Consider the following 18,621-nt stretch of genomic DNA (forward strand, 5'->3'; position numbering starts at 1 on the left):
CATCCTTTACAGGTCCAGCGCTGCGCATGGATCGAAAAGAGTCCGCATTGCAGCGCGCATCAAGTCAAGTGGCCGGGCATCTGCATGACTCCCCGCCGGGATCGACAGTCATTGACCACCGACGAGAACAGTCTATGTTTTACGGCTGCCGGCTGAGGTGCTAGCTGCGACGGTTTCGGGACATTCCGGGCTCGTTTCCGGCCAGGGCGACCAGGCGGAAGTCATCGCTATCCGAAGAGTCGAATGGCGTGGCGATGCAGCGCTAAACACGGCCTGGCGGCGAGGCGTTGCCTTGTGCGGGAAGCGTGAAATGAAAGCGGGCGCCAACGGGGTCGTTCGGCGTCACCCATAAGCGCCCGCCGTGGCTTTGCACGATCGAGCGGCAAATGGGCAATCCCATGCCCAGACCGTCGGACTTGGTCGTGAAAAAAGCCTCGAATACGTCTTCCGGATTGCCGGCGCCGAGTCCCGGCCCGGAATCCTGCACGGTAATGCAAAGTTCGTTTTCGCCGGCCCTGTCCGTGCGGACAAGTAGCGTGCGCTCGCCGGCTTTCATTTCGCTCATCGCTTCGAGGGCATTGATCATCAGATTGAGCATGACCTGCTGCAGTTGCACCCGGTCGCCCTGAACGCGCGGCAACCCCTCGGTAAGCTCCGCCGTGAGTTCAACCCTGGACTTGCCGGCTTCGCCGCGCACGAGCGCGATCAGTTCCCGAATCATGTCGTTGACATCGAGCCCATCGGTGCGCAGCGGCTCTTTCTTGAAGTAAGCGCGGGTCCTGTCGACAATGCCATTGGCGCGGTCGCTGTCCGCGACGATCCGGGTCAGCGCGAGACGCGCTTCGTCGAAATTCGGCGGGCGGGCCGCGAGCCAGCGCAAGGCCGCGCTCGCATACGCCGCGATCGCGGTGATCGGCTGCTTAACTTCATGCGCGATCGACGCCGATAGCTGACCCATCGTCGCCACGCGGTTCGAATGCGCCAGCACCGTCTGAAGTTCGCGGTAGCGTCGTTCGCTGTCGCGCACATCCTGTTGCGCACGCTTCTGCCCGGTCAGGTCCAGGATGAACGCGACGCCCTGCCCCTCGCGGTCGCCGAATGCCGCTGCGCCGACCATGACGGGCACCCGGCTGCCGTCCTTGCGAAAATATTCCTTCTCGAAGGGTTTGGCGCTACCCGTCGCCGTCAATTCGGCCCTCACATGTTCATCGCGTTCGTGCCATTCCGGCGGAGTGAGGTCGGGCCAGCGAATCCGCCCGGATCGGAGATCTTCGGCGGAATAACCCACGATGCGCAGAAACGCATCGTTTGCGTCGACGACATTGCCTTCGAAGTCCCAGATGTGGATGCCGATGATATTGGAATCCACCAGACGCCGCACCTTTGCTTCGCGTTCCTGAAGATCGGCATACAGGCGAGTGTTCTCCAGAGAAATGGCAGCCTGCGACGCGAGCAAATCGAGCAGTGCGGAGCGGCGTGCGGTGAACACGTGCGAAGTCTCGGTGTTCTCCAGATACAGCAACCCACTGAGTTTTCCCTGTCTGACGAGCGGCAGGCAGAAAACGGACCGGGTGGCTCCGCTCGCCAGATACCCGTCTTCAGGAAAAAGACCGGATGTCACGGCATCGTCGATGATGACGCGCTTGCCGGTGTGTATGACGTAACGCAGCAGCGCGGCGGGTGTCGCGCAGCCACTATCCGGCAAACGCTTCACCTCGATTCCGTTGCCGTCGATACGCGCTTCCGCCTCGACGCGGTAGCCGTCTGGCTGCTCGGGCATGATCAGCAGACCACGGTCGGCGCCTGCGGTTTCCAGCGCGATCGTCATCAGGCGCTCGACCAGGCTCTTCAGTTCGATCTCGCTGGAAAGCGCGTGGGATGCCTTGAGCAGCGTTGCGGCGTCGAACTGACGCCAACCGAAGCTGAGCGTCGAGGTCAGCGTGCTGCCTTCGAGATCGGCCAGACGCGGGAATTCGCTGTCGAGCTGCACGATCTTGCTATGCGCGCCCCAGGCGACGAAGCATCGGCGCGCATTGCGCAAATGGCCTTCGGCGCTGGTCGCGAGACCCATGCGCAAATAGAAGCGGCCGGCAAGTTCGCTGGCGAGGCCTTCGTGATGCGCAAAGCCATTCTCGCGAGCGGAGCGAATGGCCTGCTCGTACAGGTGCATCGCGTCGAGATCGCGCCCTTCCAGACGCGCGAATTCCGCGCCGAGTAACGCATGGCGGTTCTGATAGTTCTCCGGACAGTGTGCGGCCCAGATTTCAAACTTCTCGAGTGCCTCGGCTAGCGTGCGTTTGTAAATCCTCTGCTGCTCGGCGGAGGACTGGGGATAAAGCGCCGTCAGCGTCAGCATATGAAAAAAGTGAAAGGTCGGCTCGATCGCCAGCGCCATCACCGGACTCAGTGCTGCCTGTGCCCGCTGCGCGGCCTTCAGCGCATCGGCGTAACGGCCTTCGAGAAACGCAAGAATGACTTTGATGATTCGATAGACGCCAATGGCACAACCGAAATTCGACTTGACGATCGACTCGAAACAGGCGGTTTCGTCGAAGGTCTCGTCATTCAGATCGAAAGCTTTGGCGGTCCGGCCCCGCAGACTGATGACGCATTGCCGTTCGACGCGAATCAGTTCGTAGACCGCGTCGTTGTGGCTCTGCCGCATGAGCGCCGCGTACCTTTCCGCTATCGCCTGCACGTCTTCGAGCGCGGCCCCGCTCTCGAGCGCCTGCCAAACCGCGTTGAACGCCACGTTGCCGGCAAAAACGAAATCGCCCGCTTCCATACATTCGGCTGTCGCCCGTTCCAGCACCGGAAGATTCTCGGCGATGTGGCGGCGCCAGAAATTGACATGAGCGCCGTACAGGTGCAGCAGTTTCCCATTGAGGTGCCGATTACCGAACTTCTCGTTTAGCTTCAGCGACATCTCCGAAACCTGAACCGCAGCTGGGATGTCGCCGATCAGCGAAACCAGGATGAGCGCGTAATTGCCGAACGCAAAACTGGAGTTGTCAGTATTGCCGTGCTGCAAGGACAGATTGACCGCCTTCAGCGCGATGAGCGGATAAAACGCGGGCCGCGCCGCAAAGGCGCAGTTCATCGCCTGCAGGAGCAGATTGACGATCGCGTGGATCGCAGGGTCCGTCGCCACCGGCGCCTCAACCAGTTCGCCGGCGGAGCGGCCGGCCTGATTGACGCGAACGTCGTGCAGGGCGGTATGGAACGCCGCCTGAATCTCCTGGTCGGTTTCAGGAAAGCAGACACCGAAGCCGCGAAGCGCGACGAGCGCGACCGCGAAGCTTTCGTCATATCTTCCTGCTAGCTGATACAACTCGATGCGCAAGCTGTAAATCTTTGCGCGGTCAAGACTGGAGTGCGCCGCGGCAAGCATCATGTCCGCCAGGGCATCCGCTTTTGCAAAATCGCCCACCAGATATTCGCACTCCGCTAACGCAAGATAGAGTTCGAACGTACTCTCGTAGCGCCGCGTCCACGCATCGGGCGACAGCAACGCCACGGCTTGCGCCAGATAGCCGCGCGCGGCCACGTAGGCCGTCGAACGCATGGCCCGCCTTCCCGCGATGAGGTTCAAGGCAACGGCCTGCTCACGCTCCGTTTCGTCCACGATCAGCGCCGCGCCGCGATTGAGATGATTGACGATATCGAAAATCGCATCTTCGAGTGCATCCGGCGGCGTGCGCGACACCAGCGCACGGCCTATGCGCAGTTGCGCGGCGGCACGCTCGTCGGCGGGAATGAGAGCGTACGCTGCCTCCTGCACCCGATCGTGCGCGAATACATAGACATTGGCCTCGCGAAACACCAGGCCCGCTCGCACGGCTTCCCACAGGTCAGCGTGCATCTTCTCTTCGGAGCCGCCTCGAACCCAGGTCAGCGCGGCGACTTCGGCAACATTGCCCAGGCACGCCAACTGGCCTAGTGCGTCGCGCGCGGCGGGCGGCAGCCGGCTCAACCTGGTCGCCATCAGATCGGCGACGTTCTCGGTGTAGCCTTTTGCGCGAATGCGCGGCAGTTCCTAACGCCATTTCGCCGCGCGCGGGTCGAATGTGAGCAGGCCTTCATCGGCGAGCGCGGTCAGAAACTGGATCGTGAAGAACGGATTGCCGCCGCTTTTCTCATGCGCCAGTTGCGCGAGCGGTGCGGCGTTCGCGCGGTCACAGTGAAGTGCATCCGCCACGAGGTGTGCCACGCTGTCCCTCGTGAGCGGTGCAAGCTCGATTTGCCGCACTCTGCCTTCGGCCCGGGCAATCGACTCGAGCGTGCGGGCAAATGGGTGCGAAGCGTCGACCTCATTGTCCCGATAGGCGCCGACCAGCAGAACGTGCCGCACGTCCGGATGCGTGGCGAGATGCGCGAGCAGATCGAGCGTCGCCGTATCCACCCACTGCAGGTCGTCGATAAACAAGGCGAGTGGGTGCTCTGGCCGCGCAAATACGCCGAGAAAACGTCGAAATACTATCTGGAAGCGATTTTGCGCGTCTTGAGGCGGCAGCGTCGGTGCGGCCGGCTGCTCACCGATGATGAGCGCAAGCTCGGGAATCAGATTCACGATGAGTTGCCCGTTGGGCCCGAGCGCTTCCATCAATGCGCGCCGCCACGGCTCGACCTCGGCTTCCCGCTTGCTCAGCAGGTTGCGCACGAGGCTCTGGAAGGCTTGCGCGAAAGGCACGTACGGAATGCCGCGCCGGTACTGGTCGAACTTGCCGGACGCGAAGAGACCGCGCGGCGGGACCAACACCCTGTGCAGCTCGTTCACGACCGACGACTTGCCGATGCCTGGATAGCCCGAGATCAGCACCAGTTCGACCGACCCGCTGCCCACCACGCGATCGAACGCGGTGGTCAGTGCCTCGATTTCCGCCTCGCGCCCGTACAGCTTCTCGGGAATCAGCAACTGGTCGGACGCGTCGTGCTCCCCCAGCGGGAAGGGGTCGATGCGATGCTGCGCTTCCCATGCTGTGAGGCATGAGCGCAAATCGGCCTCCAATCCCGCCGCAGTCTGATACCGTTCTTCGGCGGCCTTCGAAAGCAGCTTCAGCACGATGCCCTCGAGCGCCTGCGGAATCGCGTCGCGCAATGCACGGGGCGGCGTGGGCTTGCGCGCGATATGGCAATGAATCCACTCCATCGCGTCCGAGGCCTTGAACGGCAGCGACCCGGTGAGCATTTCGTAAAGCGTGACGCCGAAAGAATAGAGATCGCTGCGCGTGTCGATCGAACGGTTCATGCGTCCGGTCTGCTCAGGCGCCATATACGCGAAGCTTCCGGCCACGATCTCGGGCGGTGGGGGCGGCTGATGTTCGTGCGGCAGTTGCGAAGCAATGCCGAAGCCGGTGAGCCGCACGTTGCCGCTACTGTCGACGAGCACGTTCGCCGGCTTGATGTCTTTATGAACGAGGCCACATCGATGCACGTGGCCCACCACCTTCGCCAGATTGACCGCGATGCGCAACAGGCGCGCGAGTTCGAACGGGCCCGCAAGCGAGCGACTGAGCGGCTCGCCGCCGTCGTCGTCGAGCACGAGCATGGGCGGCTCTCTGTGCCGGTAGAACGCGAGAGGCCGCGCCGCCCAGCTCGAATCGAGCAACGCGGCAAACCCGTATTCGCGCTCGAGGCGCTTCACGCCCGCCAGGTCCGCACGCGTGGCGACTAGCGCGAGCACCGAGACGGGATGGCTGGGTTTGCGGGCGCGATACAGTGAAAAATCGCCGTCGTCGCGCAGCGGCTCCAGCTCATATCCAGCGACATCCACGGCGGACGCTCCTGTCATGATGCGATTTTCATTCGCAGATGATTTTGCGCGCGCGCCCGTCTTTGCGCCATCGCCGGCGCAGCGAAGTCATCGATTGACCTGAACAATGGACATCGAGCGATGGATTACCCGCCATAGGTCGACTGCCATCCCGCTCGCAGCGCTTTACAAAGCGTAATAAGATTCGTGGCCGCCGTGGCTCTGCGCTGTTCGAGGTTTGCTCCTGCGCGACCGAGAGCGCGCGCTCGTTCATGGTCACGGCCTGCGCCAGCCGGTCGCGGCGGCGCTGTTCGGCCTCGTAGGTTACGAGCGCGTCGTCCACCTCCTGCCACGCGCCCAGCACCGTCTCCTCGTAGGCGATCGCAGCCTCCTGTTGTTGCGCCTCACGCAGCTGCGCCGCTTCTTCCAGGCGACTGCCTTTGAAGAGGGGCCGTCGTGAAAGGGCCGACGACGAACTGCCCGGGCGCCCAAGTGGCCAGACTCGAGGGTTGCAGACTCTGAAAGCCCGCACTTCCGTTGAGCAGTCAGCGTGAACGCGGTTTGCCCAGATCGTCTCACACGCCTGCTTGAGGAAGGCGTGGATATCGCCATAAGTATCGGTCATCTCGAAGAATCGTCCACATTTGGGGGCGTTTCGGCTCCATGCGGCGGCAAACCTTCGCGGCTCCCGCTTATTTCGCCGAGCATGGAGAACCCACGCATCCGCGCGATCTGGTCAGCCACATTTGCGTTTCCGTTACCGGAGTTTCGCAACCGCGGAAATCTGGTGCCCACTTTTCGGTCATACGAGCAGAAATCAACGCCGGTCAACCTGCTTCATCTCAAGCGGCGCGGGACGAGCCGAAAAATTCGGTCTTTCATGTCCTTCGTTACTGAAACGCTGCGAAACAATGCGTATCTTCTATGCGAGAGCGGCGTGACGACCGAAGGCGAATGCATGCTGAGTCAACGCGATAGTGAACTTTCAAGGCGTTCCGAAGCGCATGCCCAATATCTACAGCCGCTTATTCATTCACGCGACACGTCAGCCGTCATACTGAGTTCTCGGTAGCCAACTCGGACCGGGAATCGTCGTTATGCACTCGTCCCTCCCCCGGAATCGCACGTGAAGTTCTTTTGGCGTGATGCTCAGCCCCCCGAGACAACGCCATGCGCATATGCGGGGCGCGATGAAAGCGCCGCATTTGAATGCTAGCGTCTTGAGCGGCGAATCAGGGTCCTCCAGGAGTTTCCACGCCATGTCGACGCGAACCCGCTCGACGAACGTGCGGCGGGAACAATCGCCAGAACGTTGTTGACGCAGTCGCATGGAAGCTAGCCTGATCCCAAGCAAAGTAAGCGTCCTTCGTATGGCTTTTTCACTGCGCGTCATCGCGCCCGGCTTGCTGCCATTTGTTCCTGCGACTCACAACTGTTTGTCCACGTCCCGTATTCACGCCGGAGGCGTAGATGCGTAAATTTGTCGTCATCGGAACAGCAAGCCCGATCAGAAAGATAGTCCAACCTATTTCGAGGTTTAGATGGTGAACGCCATTCTCTATCTCGACTCGGCGCCATTCGTGACGGGCGAAATCCGTCACGTCGATGGCGGTCAGGTCGCCGGCCACTAAAGCGCGCTGCGCTCCACTGGCTCCGCCAGACAGACGAGGAGCGCCGTTCGCCGGCGCGCCTTGCAAAGATCAACATTAAGGAAAGCGAAATGCCGATCGTCACAATTCAGGTTACACGCGAGGGCACACGGCCCGGCACGGATTCCGTCACCGCGGAAGAAAAGGCCCAGCTTATCAAGGGCGTGAGCCACCTCATGCTTGACGTGCTGAACAAACCGCTGGAGGCGACCTTCGTCGTCATCGAAGAAGTGCCAACGGAAAACTGGGGATGGGGTGGCCTGCCTACCGACGTCTATCGACGACAGAAGGGACTCATCAAGTAAACGCGCGCGGCCCGCTCGAGAGCGAGCTTCCCGCGCAATTGCACCGGTTGCATTGTGGCGCTATCAATCTTCATCTGAGGCCTCGCATGAACACGGACGAGGGACTTCGAACACGTTCGCGAAATAGCCGCGCGAACGTGGCGGCAATGGCTGGCAACAAACACGCCTCACGCCCGGACCCATGGGAGCAGACACTCCTGCTACTCGACAGGCTGGGTGCGGCGGAATCACGCGCACAGAGCCTCAGCTCCACCGAACCCGCACCCAGTGCGCGCATCGCCGGGCCACACCGCAACGACGGAAGGTGCGGCAAAGGGCGCGACGCTACGATCGACGCACCCTGCGCAGCCGTCGTTACGCTGCTCGAGCGCCTCTCCCCCCGAACCGTTGTGTTGCGCTGGTGCTCCGCCTCGTGCCACTACGGCTATCAAATCTGGGTCTGCGCAAAGGCACGCCGGGCCGGCATGTGCGCGGTGAGCGGCAAAGCGATCCGTCGCGGCGATATCATCTACCGGCCCTCTACCCGAACGCCTGTCCTTCCCGTGAACGTGAACGCCATGATTCATCTTGCTGCTTTGGGCTGATGGCGGATCGGTAATCTGATTCGGCGCGCCAAGCGCGTCGACCGGAATTCTCTGCAACCGGAAGTTGTGAAAATGCATTCAAGGAGAGCATCGTGAAGATTCTGATGGTTTTGACTTCGCACGACGAATTGGGCAATACGGGACGCAAGACCGGGTTCTGGCTCGAGGAACTCGCCGCGCCCTACTACGTGTTCAAGGACGCCGGCGCGCAGATCGTGCTCGCGTCGCCCAAGGGTGGCAAGCCTCCACTAGACCCCAAGAGCAACGAGCCGGACTTTCAGACTGACCTGACACGTCGCTTCGAAGCCGACCCGGCTGCGGTGGCGGACCTGGGCAACACGGCAAAGCTCAAGGATGTCGCCCATGACGAATTCGACGCCGTGTTCTACCCCGGCGGCCATGGTCCACTCTGGGATCTCGCGGAAGACCCTGTCTCCATCGGGCTTATCGAGCGCACGATCGCAGCCGGGAAGCCCGTCGATCTCGTCTGCCACGCGCCCGGGGTTCTGCGACACGTGAAGGGTCCGGATGGCAAGCCGCTCGTCAACGGCAAGTCGGTCACCGGCTTTACGAACAGCGAAGAGGAAGCGGTTGGGCTCACCAACGTGGTCCCGTTCCTCGTTGAAGACGAGCTCAAGGCGAAGGGCGGAAACTTTTCGAAGGGCCCCGACTGGCAGCCGTATGTGCTCGAAGACGGGCTGCTGCTCACCGGGCAGAATCCCGCATCGTCGGGGCCGGCCGCAAAGGCATTGCTGGAGAAGTTGAGCAAGCGTCAATGAGACTCGGCCCTCGTGCCAAAAGAGTGGCGGCTGCCCGGCGCGGGCGCCGCCCGCAACTCATCATGGCAAATCGTCATCACCGGAGCGTTGCAGTACCGGGTCGCGAAATGGGAACGTGGATCATCTTTGAGGCATCTATAGCTATCCGCAAGCGTTGGGTCGCTATCGGGATGGATCATGGCCAGAGGAGCGTGAGCATTTTCTTGCGCATTGTTCCGAACGGGGTTTTGCGCGCGCGGCACTTCGACAGATCGCCCCTGAACTCCTCGTTGTCGCGCCCAATACTTCGATATCAGTGAATCCACGTTCGTCGCACAGGACGTAGAGGCTGCCGCTGATCGCTGGGTACGCCTTCAGTGTCGACGCCAGCGGATTCGCCATTGTCGCTGGTCTCGTCAGCGATTCGTTTCAACGGCCAGATCATGGCCGTGTTTTCTCGATTGCCTGGAGCAGCCACAACAGGAGACCCGACCCTTGGCACATCTGATCGAAGAATTTTCGGACTTCATGCACGATTGAGCGTGGACTGTCTTCAAAGACCATCGCGGATCGATGCTGGTAGGCGCGTCGCCGTCTCGACCACTTACAAACCGCAAAGCACCCTTTGGCGCGCCTAGCGGTGCGAACGACTAGGCGCAACTGTCGTCCCTGATTTGCCGATTGTCGATTCCGCTGTCAATCGCGACCTTAGTGTTCTATAACATAGATGCAGCAAGGTTCTTATTGGTCAATGACTTGACAACGTCCTTTCGCCAGCACACTTGTTGCGCACCCCCTCTGCCCCGCCCGGTCCCAGCCTCGCCCACGTAGTCATCGAATAGGTCAGGCTTTGCGCGCAAACGGTGCCACAAGCCAACCTCGCATTTGCTCGGCTAAACGTCGTTGGAGACGACGCTGTTTGGCATCTGATGGAGCGAAAAAAGAATCGGCAAGTAGCGAGAAAAGGTCTATTGCAACTTTCGCACGCTACACGGGATGCCAATTTCCTTGTTATTCGAGGATCGTGCTTTTTGCAACCCATTGACGAAAAAGAGGTGACGAGATGAAAGTGCAACTTATAGGTATAGTCAGTGCGGTGTACCTGCTCGGTGCGACCGGCGCCGCCCAGTCGCAGCAAATGCAACCGCCGGGCGCAACCGACCCGTCGTCTGCGCAGCAGCCCATGACAACTGCTCAGCCGGCCACGGCTATGGACCACACCACTGACCCGGGCTATGGACCCCAGCCCGGTGGAAGCAGCGGCAGCGGCAAAGCCAGAAACGGTGCGCCGTGCACAGTGGGCCTTTCGTGCGATATCTTTCAGGGCAGCTAGCTCGCCCTATGTCGCCAACGCAGGCCTGACCCGCACGCGGAAATTTCAATGACCACGCGTTGATTGGGCCGCGAGTCAGAAAACCAAACCTATCGAACTTCATGGAGTACATAGATATGAAATCGCCAAAAGTCGTGGTAGCAATCGCCGCGGTTATTGCATTCGGATATGTCCAGGCGCAGGATATGGCGCCCGCAACACAGCCCACAAATCCCAGCGTATCTTCGGCAAATTCTGTGGGTGGTGTGCCCGCCACGAGGAGTGACGCTGGCGCTCCAATGGGAAAGACCCGGGCCCAGGTTAAGCAGGAGCTTGAGCAGGCACGCCAATCGGGCGAACTCGACCGCATAAACGCGGAGTATGGGGGTCAATAAGCACGGCGATTGCTCGCACCGGTCCGGGCTGATGTGTTCCATGGTAGTCGTCAATTTGCTATGCGGCTCGGGAAAAGGCCAGGCATGTTGCCCCCGAGAACGCAAACAATGGACAGGGGTGGTGTCGCGATAAGAATATTGCGACGACGCGGTTCCTGGAAGATCAGGATCACTTATATAATCGGCGAATAGGATTGCTCGACACAGTCCGCTAATACCCGCGTCTTTCATCTGCCATTTTCCTGACCATTTTCATTACTTCGACACCTGACAGGGTAGCCTATCGCATGACTGCGCGCTCGGCTCGGTGGTTGGTCGAAGCCAGCCTGCCGACACCGGTCCGTTCACAGTGATCCGAAACGGCGATCTTCAGCTCCGGGATGCGTGCGTGCGGTATCGGCCGTTCGTTCCAGATATTTCGAATAATCACAGAACCATGCGTGCTCGCCACGGTACACTCCACGGCGGCAGGATTTGGCGATTGGCGCGCTTTGAAAAGCACGCACGACGTCGGTGATAACGCCGAGTGGCAGCGATTTCTGAATCGGCTACAGTGGCCAATCAAAGATTGATAGGGCTGCTTCTGCATGCACACCATTCCCCAAAAGAGTGAGAGCGACCTCGAACTCGATCTTCACCATCTGCAAGTATTCGATGTCCTGCTGACCGAACACAGCCTCACCAAAGCCGCGCGCGTGCTCAACCTTTCGCAGCCCGCGTTGAGCAAGACGCTCGCGCGGCTGCGACTGTATTTTGGCGACCCGCTGTTCGTGCGTGTGGGATTGCGCATGGAGCCGACGCCCAAAGCGCTCGAGCTGTCGGAACCCGTGAGGTCGATACTCAAGAACTTTCGCGCTCTTCGCTCCGAGTACGCATCATTCGATCCGAAGATGTCGACACGCAAATTCAGTTTCTTTCTGGTCGATGCGGGGGCAATCAAGATCTTCCCGGCACTTCTGAACTATCTCGCGGCGGAAGCACCCGGCATCTGCGTACAGTCGATTCCCTGCGATGCGCAACATCTAGATCTGTGGCTCGAGTCGGGTCTCGTCGACCTCGCGATCGGCTCCTTCCCTTCGCTGACGATGGGTATCCGGCGCGTCCCGCTGTGGACTGAGTCCTATGTGAGCGTAACGCGCAGGGACCACCCGCGCATCGGCAGTCATCCGAGCAAAGCGGATTTCATCGCGGAGAAGCATGCACTCGTGTCCGCACTGGGCACCGGTCACGAACACCTGGCCGTAGAGCGGCTCATCGAGTCCGAGGTACCGAGCCGGAACATCGTGTGTCGGGTTCCGGTCTTTACGTCGGCGGCGCTGATGGCGAAACACTCGGATGTTATCGCAACCGTGCCGCGAAGCCTCGCCGTTGCAATGTGCCGCGATCTCGATTTGCAACTGGTTGAGCCGCCGATCGAGCTGCCCAGGCTCGAAATCGCCCAGTACTGGCACGATCGATGTCACCTCGAGCCCGGCAACCAGTGGCTTCGCAATACCTTTCGCAAGCTCTTTTCGACGCGGTGCTGAACTGCATTCCGCCACGGCGGGATCGAATGGAAACCCGAACGCGAATCCGGATGGAAGTTCGCATCGGAATCCGCGGGCGTCGCAAGATCTTTGCTACGGCTGCGGCACACACGATATGTGCACCGCCTGGCTCAGTTCACTGAGTTCAGCACAAAATCGTAGTCTAGCGTGTAGCCACCGTCCGGCTGTTTGACCCACTCCGCCACCAGCGTTTCTCTCACGCCGAATACGGCATCGGAATCCAGATAGCGATCCCCTTCGCGGAACACATGCGTGACGAGGGTCTGATAGTTCTTTGCGTTGATCATGAAATGAAGGTGCGCAGGACGCCACGGGTGTCGCGCAGTCGCGCGCAGCAGTTCCCCGACCGGGCCATCCTCCGGAATCGGGTAGGCGACGGCGAGCACGGTACGAAATTCGAAGCTGCCGTCCTCCTGTGAGCTGAGCACGCCTCTCGCCTGATGAATGTCGAGATTCGGGTACTGAACGTCGTAATTACCCGCGGCGTCGGCCTGCCATACTTCGATCCGCGCACCCGCCACCGGTACGCCGTCGAGGTTCTTCACCGTGCCACGCACGATGCAAGGTTCGCCCGATGCCCCATTGGCGATGTCCGCGCCGTTTGCGTACTCGGGCGCGCCGTCCACGTGGAATGGGCCGAACACCGTCGATTCCGTGCAACCTCGCGGCTTCCTGTTGTTCATCGCGACGGTCAGCATCGACAATCCCAGCACGTCGCTCAACAGGATGAATTCCTGACGTTTGTCGTCGCACTTGTGCCCGGTCCGGGTCAGAAATTCGATCCCAGCGCGCAATTCGGCTTCGGTCAGTTCGACGTCGCGGGCGAAATCGTGCAAATGAGTAATGAGGCTCGTGAGGACGAACTTCAAACGGGGATCCGGCGTGGCGGCCAGCAGATCGAGCACTGCGTCCGTGACAGTGTGTTCGTCGAGATTGCGCATGTTTGGCTCCGGAGTTTGTTGCGTGGATAACGCTATTAGAGCAATGCGAAAAACCTTCTTCACACCGCCTGCTGAACTCGCCGTGTCACATACTCGGCCGTACGCCTTCGTAGGCATCCTGTAGCAATCGCCTGAGCGCCGACTTTTCTAGCGCCCGGGGATTCGGATACTGATTCTGCAGCGCGATCGCGCACGCCTTGTCGAGGTCCGACTCTTTCATGCCGATGTCTTTCAGCGCCAGCCGTGCGCCGTTCTTTTCCGCGAGGTCGAATACGGCTTGCGGTGCGCTGACGCCATAAAGCGCGCTCGCGATCCGCCCCATCGCACGTGTGGCGGCCTTCGCGTTGTAGGCCAGTGCGTGCGGCAAGATGATCGCGTGCGTCTGCGCGTGCGGCAGGTCGAAGCTTCCGCCGAGCGTATGGCAAAGCTTATGGTGCAGCGACATTGTCACCGCCCCCAACACCGATCCGCACAGCCATGCGCCATACAGCGCATCCGCGCGTGCGCGCCGTACGTTCGCATCGTCGGCATCGAGAGTCAGTAGCGGCAGTGCCCGTCCGATCGCGGCGATGCCCTCGCCCGCGATCAGATCCGTGATCGGATTTGCGTCCACCGCGTAAAGGCCTTCAGCCGCATGAGCAATCGCATTGATCGCGCTGCTCACGCTCAGCGATACCGGCAACGAATACGTGAGCTCGGGATCGTAAATCACTGTCCTCGGTATCACGCGACTGTCGCGGCCGGTCTTTTTTAAACCCGCTTCGGTGATGCCGTAGATCGGTGTCATTTCAGAGCCGGCGTAAGTCGTCGGAATAGCGAGGATCGGAAAGTCCGACTCCAATGCAATGGCCTTTCCGAGTCCTGTCGTTGATCCTCCACCGATGGCGATCGCACAGTCAGCGTCGAGACGGCGCGCCGCCTCGCGTGCCTCGCGGGCAACTTCGATAGGCACATGCATGGCCGCTTTCGCAAACACGCCAGCTACGCGCGCGCCGAGAAGTGCCGCAACGCGCTCGGCGTCCTCGCGCTGATCGGGAGTCGCGAGTATCAATGCGCGATGGGCGCGCAGCCGCTCGACTTCCGCTTCCAGCCGGCTCAAAGCGCCGGCACCAAATACGACGCGCTGAGCATGGCTCGTATAAACGAACTCGTTCATGATAGTAGTCGCCTCAATTACCTTGGATCGGCTGTCGTGCCGACCGCAACGCGGCTCGCAGTCACGTTGGTTCGATCGAGGAACCGAACGGTCATTGCGTCACCGATGACGATCTTCGTGGTTCTCGCGGCCAGCACGCGAACCGTGCGGCCACCGCGGCCGGGTTGTTGCTCGCGTACCTGCAGGACCGCGCTGGTCCACGGCGACGCGCCCTGCTTTTTCACCGTGCCGGCGTAGTTTCCGGCGGGGGGTGAACACATGTCACCGGGCACGGTCAAGTCGATTGCATGGCAAGGCGCCGCGAGCAGGCCGTGCACGGTGCCGGGCAACTCGTGCGGACGGGCCAGCATCGCATTGGCCGCGACGATATCGCCTCGCTGGATCAAACGTCTGGTCTCGCTCGACGAGCAATGCGCGCCACCCGCGATGCGCGAATCGAGTTGCAACGGCACCGGAACGACCTCGAACCCGAGTCGGCCGCCGAGCGCGCTCAGATACTCGATATCGCCCCGTCGCCCGCTGCCGCACGCAAAGTTCTCGCCGACGACGAGTGAGCGCATGCCGAGTCTGCCGCCCAGCGTTTGCTCGACGAAATCGTCTGCGGACTCTTCGCTGCGAGCCCGATCGAACCGCAGCACCATGCAATAGTCGACGCGGCCTGTGGATGCGAGCAGCGACATCCGACCTTCGAGCGTGGACAGGAACGCGGGACAGGCGGCGGGACGCAAGGTGGCGAGCGGATGAGGATCGAACGTGACCACCACCGTAGGAAGCGACGAGACCGCACCTCGTTCCCGCAACTTCTGCAGCACATGTCGGTGTCCGTGATGGACCCCATCGAACATGCCGATCGACACCACCGACCCCGATAGTCTAAATTCGCGTGGATCGGAGATGACTAGCATTCAAGACTCCCGTTGTTGCGAAAGAACGGTACCGTGCTCATGCACGGTACTCGCATTGCCCGCCGCTCGACTCACACGTTGATCCGAGCCGTTGACTATTCAGATGGCCATGGTGCCGCTCAATGCCAGCGACTCCTGATGCCGCGCCGAATCGAGCGCCTTCGCGTAGTCCGCGGTCGCCTTGTAGTCGCTGTCGTCGTCGATTTCGGACTCGATTCCGCAGACGCGCCGGGCGAGCTTCGCGTACGGGCCCGAGCCGGAGAACTCGGCGCGCTGCATCGTCAGCGTGCGAATCGCTTGCAGCGGCGTGCCATTGAAGTTTTCGAACACGAACAGACGGCTGCCCCAGTCCGTCAGGAACAGGTCGCGGATCACTCGGCCTATCTTCAGGCGGTCGTGCGGCTTGCCGACCGGGCCGCTGTTCAGGCGCTCGAACCACGGCTTGAGCGTCGCATCGTTCCACTGCTTCTCGCTCGCGAAGATCAGCGCACTGCGCCCGCACAGGTCGACGAGCTCGTAGATCATCGCCGAGAAGTGCTCAAGATACAGTGCGCGTCCAAAGTCGTAGATGAGAATATTCGGCTTGTAGTGCCCCCCCGGCGTATGAAACCCGAGTTCTTCCGCCGCGATCACGTGCGCGAGCATCGCCTGATGGAACCCGATCAGCTTCGCGACCCGCGTCATCACCGCGGGAATCTTGCTGGTTCCGATATGCTCGGTGATCAGCACAGCAAGACCCGCCATCAACTCCGCGCGCACCATCTGACGCACCAGTGCATGGTAGTGGAGCCAGTCAAAAACCCGTTGCGGATAGAGCTTCGCATGCTCGGGATTGCCGATGTGAAACACGTGTGACCACGGAATGAATACGTTCTCGAAAAGCGTCATGCCGTCCAGTTCATCCCCCTGCGATGCGAGCGGATGTTCTATCGAGTCCTCCTTCGCGAGGCCTTCCCGGCAGACGATCGTCACCCCCTTCGTATTGACCGGCGTAGCCGCGAAAATAACCTGCTCACCGGGTATGCCAGGCCGGAAGAACACGCCGATATGAATCCAGTCGGCGAATGCGACGCCCGTGCCGATCGCCTTGATGCCGTTGACGACGATGCCTTTTTCGTTCTTCTCGACGATCTGAAGGGCCGGCGAGCGCGCCTGTGCGTCAGGATTCGAGCGGTCCATTTGCGGATCGACGAATTGCGGCGCGCAATTGAAATCGTGGTCTTTCGCGAAGTTGACGAAATCGACGATGTTCTTTGCCTTGATATGGCCGTCCGCGCCGATCGATTGCTTCTCCCACGGCACTGGATCGTCGAGGTAAGTCTGCAGCACGTAGTTGTTCACGTCCGGACTACGCGGAAACGACGCACCGGCCATTTCCCGCATCACCGTTTCGTGATACTTCCGCTTGCGCCGTAGTTGATCCTTGTTGTGATGTCCGTACCATTGCATCGAACGGCGCCCGCCGTTCTCGTCGACGTAGGTCAGGACGTCCTGCAAATCCTCACGATGATGCAGGTCGTAAAAATCCGCGTGGCGCTGCGCATAATCGCGCGTTTTCGGATGCGTGGCGACGTTGTCGATCTTTTCGTTTCCCACCCAGACTTGGCGCCCGTCATTCAGGGATTCGAGGTATTGGCGACCGGTTCGGATCATGACTATTCCTTTTGCGTAATGAAGTGAAGAGACCGCTGATTAACAGGTGGCGGGGTGAGTCGTTACATAGGCGCGCCGATAGTAAGCAAGCGGCCGGCCGTCGTCCGACTGAATCGTCGCGATCACGCGAGCGAACAACAGGCTATGCGTGCCGAACTCGATCGCATCGACGAGATGGCAGTCGAGCGTCATCAGCGCCTGTTTGCAATACGGCGCACCGCTCGCGAGGGTTCCCCACTCGCTGCCGGCAAACCGTTCCTGCATGGAGGCGGCACCGACGCCGGCGAAGAGCTGCGAAAGTTCGCTCTGTTCGGCTCCGAGCCAGTTGAGCGTGAGTACGCCATTCGCCTTGATTACGCCATTGGCGAAGCTCTTGCGGTTCACACAGGCGAGCACGGTCGGCGGCGTGTCGCATACGGAGCAAACGGCCGAGCAGGTCACACCCGCCCTTCCGTTGGGCCCATCGGTGGCGAGAATCGTGACCGGCGTGATCGCGCTGGACAGCGCCTGCCTGAAGTCGGTCGCGCTCACGTCCGCCACCGTCGTCGCCGGCAGATTCGGCTGCAGCGTGGCGATGGCAGAGTCGGATGCCAGCTCTCGTCTTTTCTGCGTGTTAGGCATGACGCGGTCTCCAAATCCAATGTTATGCGGGGGCTGCGTTTCCAAACGCCACGGAAGCGCATCGCGCCCGCGAACCCGGGACGAGAAGGTATGTGGCGAAGTACTTCGGCACCTTCTCCAACTCGACCCGATTGACTTGACTACCCGATTACAACGTCGCCAGGTACATCTCGTCGGCCCCTTTCGTGGCGAGCCCCAGTTCGGCGGCGACCGCTGCCACCCCCTGTTTCGCAAGCGCGAGATCGACCCGGCCATCGGAGGTGAAATGCGGCCGGATGTAGCGTTCGTAGTGTTGTTCCGCTTCGCTGCGCGTGAGTCGCCCCAACATCGACGCGATATGTTCGACCGCGAGGCTCGGCTGTTCGGCGATCGTTTTCAGCGATCGTTTGTACGCGCGTACCAGCGCTTGCAGCGCCGGGTCGTCGAGTGCGATGCGCGAAGGGTCAACCGCGAGCCCCACGGTGGGGATCTGGAAGTGATCGCCGACCCACGCCAACACCGAAAAGCCTTCTTCGCGTGCCACCTGTTCTGCCGACAACGTGCTGCCCACGTAAGCCGCGTCGATCGTTCCGTCGCGCAGACGCCGCAAATCCATCTGGTAGTCGCCGGGGATTCGCTCGACGCACTCGACGTCGCGATCGGGATCCAGCCCGTGCTTGCGCAACACGATCCGCGCGAACACCCCCGGCGCGGTGCGCGCCCCGTGCACGGCCAGACGGCGGCCACGCAGCTGTTCCATCGACCGCACGCCATTAGCGCCGACGAACCAGAACAGCGGTTGGTGCGTATTGACGCTCAGCGCCGTCCATTTGATGCCGTCGGTCATCCGCGACAATAAAGCGCGGCCCAGACCGATGGTTGCGCCGGCGCGCACGCGCTCGGTTTTCCAGACGGCGCCGTCACGCAACGCGACGTGAACGCCTTCATCTTCGAAATATCCCTCCTGATCAGCGACATGCGCGACCAGTTCTTCGTGAATACCCGCACCAACATAAGTCAGGTCGATCGAGAGCTTCGTCATGTGAATCTCCTGTCAGGACAAT

Annotated in this window: 13 protein-coding genes and 2 pseudogenes; 6 read left to right on the plus strand and 9 right to left on the minus strand. The window is 61.0% G+C overall.

Going from position 1 to position 18,621, the window contains the following annotated elements:
* Positions 1-262: 262 nt before the first annotated feature.
* From AB3X94_RS36560 to AB3X94_RS36570, 3 genes and pseudogenes are all read right to left on the minus strand, one after another.
* Positions 263-3,985, minus strand: coding sequence for an ATP-binding protein (locus AB3X94_RS36560; RefSeq protein ID WP_368614047.1), 3,723 nt, complete (start codon positions 3,983-3,985; stop codon positions 263-265).
* Positions 3,986-4,036: 51 nt separating this feature from the next.
* The gene (locus AB3X94_RS36565; RefSeq protein WP_368614048.1) at positions 4,037-5,773 is read right to left on the minus strand and encodes an AAA family ATPase; all 1,737 of its coding nucleotides are present in this window, start codon (positions 5,771-5,773) and stop codon (positions 4,037-4,039) included.
* Positions 5,774-5,898: 125 nt separating this feature from the next.
* Positions 5,899-6,294 (minus strand): annotated as a pseudogene (locus tag AB3X94_RS36570) (TolC family protein); the annotation flags it as partial.
* A 999-nt stretch (positions 6,295-7,293) separates the two neighbouring features.
* Here AB3X94_RS36570 and AB3X94_RS36575 point away from each other — a divergent pair.
* From AB3X94_RS36575 to AB3X94_RS36600, 6 genes and pseudogenes are all read left to right on the plus strand, one after another.
* Positions 7,294-7,383, plus strand: a pseudogene (locus tag AB3X94_RS36575) (3-oxoacyl-ACP reductase); the annotation flags it as partial.
* Between the two features lie 89 nt (positions 7,384-7,472).
* Positions 7,473-7,706 carry a 4-oxalocrotonate tautomerase family protein gene (locus AB3X94_RS36580; RefSeq protein WP_176105810.1) on the plus strand — a complete coding sequence of 78 codons (234 nt, stop codon included), beginning with the start codon at positions 7,473-7,475 and terminating at the stop codon, positions 7,704-7,706.
* Between the two features lie 86 nt (positions 7,707-7,792).
* Positions 7,793-8,290: a DUF3331 domain-containing protein gene (locus tag AB3X94_RS36585; protein ID WP_368614049.1), complete on the plus strand. Its 498-nt coding sequence runs from the start codon at positions 7,793-7,795 to the stop codon at positions 8,288-8,290.
* A 92-nt stretch (positions 8,291-8,382) separates the two neighbouring features.
* Entirely contained in the window at positions 8,383-9,069 is a 687-nt protein-coding gene (locus AB3X94_RS36590; RefSeq protein ID WP_368614050.1) for a type 1 glutamine amidotransferase domain-containing protein, read from the plus strand.
* Positions 9,070-10,497: 1,428 nt separating this feature from the next.
* Positions 10,498-10,755 (plus strand): DUF4148 domain-containing protein, encoded by a 258-nt coding sequence (locus AB3X94_RS36595; protein WP_368614051.1) that lies wholly within the window; start codon positions 10,498-10,500, stop codon positions 10,753-10,755.
* 587 nt (positions 10,756-11,342) lie between these two features.
* Positions 11,343-12,281, plus strand: coding sequence for a LysR family transcriptional regulator (locus AB3X94_RS36600; RefSeq protein ID WP_368614052.1), 939 nt, complete (start codon positions 11,343-11,345; stop codon positions 12,279-12,281).
* A 131-nt stretch (positions 12,282-12,412) separates the two neighbouring features.
* On the opposite strand, the gene AB3X94_RS36605 is transcribed toward AB3X94_RS36600, so the two are convergent.
* The 6 genes from AB3X94_RS36605 to AB3X94_RS36630 all read right to left on the minus strand — a co-directional run bounded on the left by AB3X94_RS36605 (position 12,413) and on the right by AB3X94_RS36630 (position 18,599).
* Positions 12,413-13,243: an intradiol ring-cleavage dioxygenase gene (locus AB3X94_RS36605; RefSeq protein WP_368614053.1), complete on the minus strand. Its 831-nt coding sequence runs from the start codon at positions 13,241-13,243 to the stop codon at positions 12,413-12,415.
* Positions 13,244-13,328: 85 nt separating this feature from the next.
* Positions 13,329-14,399, minus strand: a complete 1,071-nt coding sequence (locus tag AB3X94_RS36610) for a maleylacetate reductase (protein ID WP_368614054.1) — start codon at positions 14,397-14,399, stop codon at positions 13,329-13,331.
* Between the two features lie 17 nt (positions 14,400-14,416).
* Entirely contained in the window at positions 14,417-15,304 is an 888-nt protein-coding gene (locus tag AB3X94_RS36615; RefSeq protein ID WP_368614055.1) for an FMN adenylyltransferase, read from the minus strand.
* Positions 15,305-15,403: 99 nt separating this feature from the next.
* Positions 15,404-16,957, minus strand: a complete 1,554-nt coding sequence (locus AB3X94_RS36620; RefSeq protein WP_368614056.1) for a 4-hydroxyphenylacetate 3-hydroxylase N-terminal domain-containing protein — start codon at positions 16,955-16,957, stop codon at positions 15,404-15,406.
* A gap of 39 nt (positions 16,958-16,996) precedes the next feature.
* Positions 16,997-17,578, minus strand: coding sequence for a flavin reductase (locus AB3X94_RS36625; protein WP_176105802.1), 582 nt, complete (start codon positions 17,576-17,578; stop codon positions 16,997-16,999).
* A 148-nt stretch (positions 17,579-17,726) separates the two neighbouring features.
* The gene (locus AB3X94_RS36630; RefSeq protein WP_176105801.1) at positions 17,727-18,599 is read right to left on the minus strand and encodes an ABC transporter substrate-binding protein; all 873 of its coding nucleotides are present in this window, start codon (positions 18,597-18,599) and stop codon (positions 17,727-17,729) included.
* Positions 18,600-18,621: the final 22 nt, after the last annotated feature.

Origin of the sequence: Paraburkholderia sp. BR10923, from assembly GCF_040948765.1 — a bacterium.
Lineage (GTDB): Bacteria > Pseudomonadota > Gammaproteobacteria > Burkholderiales > Burkholderiaceae > Paraburkholderia > Paraburkholderia youngii.

Bases quoted from the DNA above. Each gene is read 5' to 3' on its own strand.
- AB3X94_RS36615 (WP_368614055.1), bottom strand. From the start codon at position 15,304: ATGCTAGTCATCTCCGATCCACGCGAATTTAGACTATCGGGGTCGGTG.
- AB3X94_RS36605 (WP_368614053.1), bottom strand. From the start codon at position 13,243: ATGCGCAATCTCGACGAACACACTGTCACGGACGCAGTGCTCGATCTG.
- AB3X94_RS36595 (WP_368614051.1), top strand. From the start codon at position 10,498: ATGAAATCGCCAAAAGTCGTGGTAGCAATCGCCGCGGTTATTGCATTC.
- AB3X94_RS36600 (WP_368614052.1), top strand. From the start codon at position 11,343: ATGCACACCATTCCCCAAAAGAGTGAGAGCGACCTCGAACTCGATCTT.
- AB3X94_RS36585 (WP_368614049.1), top strand. From the start codon at position 7,793: ATGAACACGGACGAGGGACTTCGAACACGTTCGCGAAATAGCCGCGCG.
- AB3X94_RS36625 (WP_176105802.1), bottom strand. From the start codon at position 17,578: ATGCCTAACACGCAGAAAAGACGAGAGCTGGCATCCGACTCTGCCATC.
- AB3X94_RS36560 (WP_368614047.1), bottom strand. From the start codon at position 3,985: ATGGCGACCAGGTTGAGCCGGCTGCCGCCCGCCGCGCGCGACGCACTA.
- AB3X94_RS36610 (WP_368614054.1), bottom strand. From the start codon at position 14,399: ATGAACGAGTTCGTTTATACGAGCCATGCTCAGCGCGTCGTATTTGGT.
- AB3X94_RS36630 (WP_176105801.1), bottom strand. From the start codon at position 18,599: ATGACGAAGCTCTCGATCGACCTGACTTATGTTGGTGCGGGTATTCAC.
- AB3X94_RS36620 (WP_368614056.1), bottom strand. From the start codon at position 16,957: ATGATCCGAACCGGTCGCCAATACCTCGAATCCCTGAATGACGGGCGC.
- AB3X94_RS36580 (WP_176105810.1), top strand. From the start codon at position 7,473: ATGCCGATCGTCACAATTCAGGTTACACGCGAGGGCACACGGCCCGGC.